The organism is Dickeya chrysanthemi NCPPB 402, assembly GCF_000406105.1.
Lineage (GTDB): Bacteria > Pseudomonadota > Gammaproteobacteria > Enterobacterales > Enterobacteriaceae > Dickeya > Dickeya chrysanthemi.
Window position 1 is genome coordinate 2,391,271 of sequence record NZ_CM001974.1, and the last position, 4,733, is coordinate 2,396,003.

Genomic DNA, 4,733 nt, shown 5'->3' on the forward strand with positions numbered 1-4,733 from the left:
ATACTTCAAGTTGCAGGTGTGTTGGCTGCGTGACTCGGCCCATCAATGGGCCTCGCCCTTCGGGCCGCTGCAAGCAGCGTTCAAATCTGCTCCCGGCAGATTTGTCGCTCACCCGAATCACTTACCTGAGTAAGCTCATCGGGATGAAATGAGAGACATCCTGTCTCTCACCAGAGGCCAGCCTTTGGCTGGTCAAATTCGTTCCCAACGAATTTGTCTCTCTCTTGCGGCCTTCCTGCAACTCGAATTATTTTGGGTATAGACACCGGAGAATTAACGCGGCTTGGGAATATTGAACTGCGTCAGGGTGGGATTAACGGTCCTGGCGAAATCCGCCCGACGGTGTTTGAGCTTGCTCTTCGCCTTGAAGAAATTGACCAATTCGGCAATTCCCATCCCGATACTGAGTGCGCCGCTGACCGCCCATCCCACCGGCCCGGCGACAGCGCCGACCGTGGAAGCCGCTGCCACACCGGCGGCTTCACCCGCGATGGTGCCCACCACCTTGCCGGCGACTGCCGCTCCGACCTTGCCGGCCAGGCCGATCGCCGTCCTGCCGCCTGCCGTTTTACTGAGATCGGTGATATGCAGTGACGATTTGGCGGTATCCATCAATCGGCGCTCCAATTGCCCCACCAGTTGCTTGCCCGATTGACGTTGCGTAACTGCCTGTTCCCCGTCGGAACCGGCGGCGGCAGACCCCACCGACGAGCCACTGTCATCGCGCTGCGCCAACGGTGCCAGTTGCGGGTCAGACCACTGTAACCGTAACGACTCCGCCGGCACCGACTGTTCAAAATGCCGCACCACATCGGCGTCTTGCTGTAGCTGGCCGATTCGCGCATTCAACACCTGTTCGGTTTCATCGGTATTGCGATACTTTCGCCCTGCCGTCACCTGATCCAGCGTTTGCTGCAATTTGACCAATGTGGCCGCCTTTTGCGCCCCGCTATAACGCTCAGAATGCGCAAACACATCGTCATTCAGGCGGCTGATATCGGTTTGGCTGGCCAACCCCAGCGCGGCGGCATCGTGAAACAAGGCCGTCGCCTGTGCGTTATCCGCCGGCGCCTGATCCGCTATCCAACTTTTGATATCGCCGGCCGATAACTTGCCGTCATGCGCCACCCGCGCCAGCTTTTCTCCTTTCACATCCGCATGTTCCAGCATGCCGAATAATCCCGGATGCGACCACAACCGGGCCGCGTTTTGCAAAGCGGGCGACAACAGCGGATTGCCGTTAGCCAACGCCGCCATATCGCTCTGCCGGGAAAGAGAGGAAACGCCTTGCGGCGCGGCATTAGCCGCCGAGTGACTCAGGTCGGCCGCACGCAGCAGCGGCTCATTCGCCAACAGCAAGGCGGAACTCTCGACCAGTCGCAATGAGCGCGCATCGGCCTGTGGATGCGCCTGCCGATAATCATCCAGGCTCCGTTGCGCGCTCTGAGCACTGCGAGTCATATTTTTGATGAATGCGCCGATATCCCGCCGGGAGAGATATCCATCGGCTTTCCCGCCATTTTTACTGGTATCCAACGCGGTCATCAGCGCCGGATTAGCCCGCAGGTACACCATCGCCACCTCCGCCTCCGCCCCGCCGGCTTTCAACATCCTGGCAGCGGCAAGCGGCCGGTTCAACGCTTTCGCCGCCGCCTCCTGCTCCTGTTTCGGCAATGAACTCACCAGCGGCATCCATTGCTCCAGTGCGCGCGTATCGCTGTAGTGAGACCGGTCCAGCATCGCAGCAGCCTGTTGCGCTGCCAGTGGTGTCGCGGTCGGCGCGGCATGGGCGCGCTCCACCTTCGCCGGCGCAATCGATGAAGTGGGGGCCACTGGCGATGACGTAGCGGATATCGTTGGGTTGCCAAACTCGACAGCACGCCCTTTTGTTTCGGACGGCAATGGCGCCTGCTCCGGCGTGATTAACGGTGCGGCAGGTTCGGGCCACAGGCCGATACGATTATCAATACGGCTCATAATGTCGATTCCCCTCAGAATATGGCAAATAACGCCCAGCTCTGAGTGGCAACACGATGCCTTCAGTTCCCCGACGTACGTTGACGCCCGCACGACGATGACAAAAGTTTGCAAAGCGAGACAGCCGAACATCGCTCCAGTAACCTGATCGCCGTCGTCAATATCCACCCCATGATCATGAAAAAACGCCAATCATGAAAAAAAGAAAACGCCTGCGCACCGTCCTGCTGATTCTGCTGTTGTGGCTGATCTACCTTAACCGCGAGTCACTCAATCCCTTTACGCCGGACTGTTCCGCCCAGCTTCCGAAGTCTGAGTTACCCGCCGCCTGCCGCAAACCGGTGAAAGAGGTCGCGCCCGGCTTCGAACTCTGAACCTTACCGTCGGATGTAAGTTCAACAATGTCATCGGCTTCCTTAACAGACAGCACATCGCTATCGTCTTTCCTGCAAAGTTTTTCTTCTTCGCTGGCTTCGTTTTCGTCACAAGGTAATCTGGTCAATACCGCCGCCTGACCCTATTTTGCACCCTGCCAATCAGGGCGTTTACCCTTTGTCTGTGATCCATGTCTCCTTCCAACCCAATCAGGCCATTACATTAACCAATGGAAAATAATTAGAAAAAATGAACATTAATGTCAGTCCAATCCCACACAAACCTCATTTAATTCCACAAACAATGGTTTGGAAAGCGCAAACCCCTGCCATCAATCATTCAATGATTTTAACCATTTCATTCATTTTTTCTTCCTTTCCGTTTATATTCAATCCGATACACTCGATGCTCAATTCCCTTATGGAGCAAGGGAATACCCACTATTAAACAGAGTTTGCTAATCACACCGTTGCCGTCGTTCAACCTTACTTGTTCATGTCGCGCCGGCACGGATTGTTATCCCCCAGTCAAGGAGACTACGATGCAATACACTGGGAAGTACCTGAAAAAAACTGCGCTCATGTTGACCATGATGGCCGGTATCAGTAGCTGGCAAAGTCAGGCGGCCGTCGCACCGGACACCCGTTCGTTGGATGAAATTTATCAGAGCGCACTGAAGGAAGGCGGTACGCTCACCGTTTATGCCGGCGGCGACGTGCAGTCACAGCAAACAGGCTTCAAACAGGCATTTGAGAACCGTTTTCCCGGCATCAAACTGAATGTGATTGTCGATTACAGCAAATACCACGATGCACGTATCGACAACCAACTGGCAACCGACACCCTGATTCCGGACGTCGCACAGTTGCAAACGGTGCAAGATTTCCCGCGTTGGAAAAAACAAGGCGTATTACTGAATTACAAACCCGTAGGCTGGGACAAAGTTTATCCGGAATTTCGTGATGCAGACGGTGCCTGGATCGGCGCGTATGTCATCGCATTCAGCAATCTGGTCAACACCCAAGTGCTGGATGAAAAATCCTGGCCGCGAGAAGCAAACGACTATCTGCGCCCTGACTTAAAAGGCAATCTGATTCTGGCCTACCCGAACGACGATGACGCGGTGCTGTTCTGGTACAAACAGATCGTGGATAAATACGGCTGGGAGTTTGTGGAAAAATTGCAGGAACAGGACCCCGTCTACGTACGCGGCACCAACGTTCCCGGTGCTCAGATTGCCACCGGCAAATACAGCGCGACATTCACCAGCTCCGGCGCACTGGTTCCGGCCGCCGGTTCAGTAACCCGCTTTGTACTGCCGAAATCTGATCCGTTTGTTTCCTGGGCACAGCGCGCCGCCATTTTCAAACAAGCCAAACACCCGGAAAGCGCCAAGCTGTACCTGAGCTGGCTGTTGGATCCTCAAACACAAACCCAGGTTTCACGCATGTGGTCGGTACGTACCGATGTAGCACCGCCCGCCGGTTACAAACGCATCTGGGAATACAGCAATACCCGCCCGCAGGCTTTTGCCGATTTTATGTCTGACCGCGGCGCCGTTGAGCGTTTCCGTGCGCAAATGAGCCTGTATGTAGGGGAAGCAAAAGGCGACCCGACACCCGGCTGGCTGGGCCTTCGCCCGGAAGCACCGCTGGCAAACTAACCATTAGCGTACCGAAGGGATCCGACAGGGTCCCTTCAATATCCGAAAAGAGAATCACGACATCGCTACAATAGTAGCCTCCGCGCCATCCTTAAACGTACCTAATATTATTGCCGTTTTATCAGGATCTGCTGTTAAGTTAAGTCCAGACGTTGCGTGTGGTTGCCGACGCGGATGTAGTAACCGCCGTTGACCGCAAACAGCCCGCCCTGCTCCTGCACGCTATCGAAATTGCTGTGCACTGTCACAGGTAACCGCTGCCAATCATACTGTTGAAGGTAAGGCTACCGCCCACTTACCGACGGGATGCCGCTAAAAATACGGGTCATGCCCGGCTGCATGGTCATCACCGCCCAGAACACCCGCGAGCTGTGGCACTGTCTCGAAGGGCTCAGCATCGAACCTTTTGACCCGGACGCGGCGGCCAACTGGATCAGGCATTACCCCGGCGGCCTTAAGTTCGCCGAGTAATCACCCTCCCCCCCGGCCCGCGCCTGTCTCTTGATCAGATCTCCTGATCAAGAGACTTTGCCAGTCTGTAGCCTTCAACCATATCCTGAAGTTTGAACCAGCCATCCCATATGACTATCCAGCCCGGTTTTCCCGTTCGCTTACTGTCATACCATCGCCCCAGTTTTGCCAGTGACTGGCAGGCCCATTTCACTGTCGGGGGACTTTCCGGTAACGTTTTTCCTTCCTGCTTCACCCACAGCAATTT

The 4,733-nt window shown here is 55.5% G+C and carries 4 protein-coding genes and 1 pseudogene; 3 read left to right on the plus strand and 2 right to left on the minus strand.

The window, feature by feature from the left end; translation table 11 throughout:
* Positions 1 to 273 precede the first annotated feature (273 nt).
* Positions 274 to 1,977 (minus strand): type III effector HrpK domain-containing protein, encoded by a 1,704-nt coding sequence (locus DCH402_RS10620; RefSeq protein ID WP_233276272.1) that lies wholly within the window; start codon positions 1,975 to 1,977, stop codon positions 274 to 276.
* A gap of 194 nt (positions 1,978 to 2,171) precedes the next feature.
* On the opposite strand from DCH402_RS10620, the gene DCH402_RS10625 reads away from it, so the two are divergent.
* The 3 genes from DCH402_RS10625 to DCH402_RS23295 all read left to right on the plus strand — a co-directional run bounded on the left by DCH402_RS10625 (position 2,172) and on the right by DCH402_RS23295 (position 4,486).
* Entirely contained in the window at positions 2,172 to 2,351 is a 180-nt protein-coding gene (locus tag DCH402_RS10625) for a hypothetical protein (protein WP_040001064.1), read from the plus strand.
* A 542-nt stretch (positions 2,352 to 2,893) separates the two neighbouring features.
* Complete coding sequence (locus tag DCH402_RS10630; RefSeq protein WP_040001065.1) at positions 2,894 to 4,015, plus strand: ABC transporter substrate-binding protein; 1,122 nt, start codon at positions 2,894 to 2,896, stop codon at positions 4,013 to 4,015.
* A 339-nt stretch (positions 4,016 to 4,354) separates the two neighbouring features.
* On the plus strand, positions 4,355 to 4,486 hold the full coding sequence (locus tag DCH402_RS23295) for a hypothetical protein (RefSeq protein ID WP_267879504.1): 132 nt from the start codon (positions 4,355 to 4,357) through the stop codon (positions 4,484 to 4,486).
* 34 nt (positions 4,487 to 4,520) lie between these two features.
* Here the strand turns inward: DCH402_RS23295 and DCH402_RS10635 are convergent.
* Positions 4,521 to 4,733 (minus strand): annotated as a pseudogene (locus tag DCH402_RS10635) (IS4 family transposase); the annotation flags it as partial.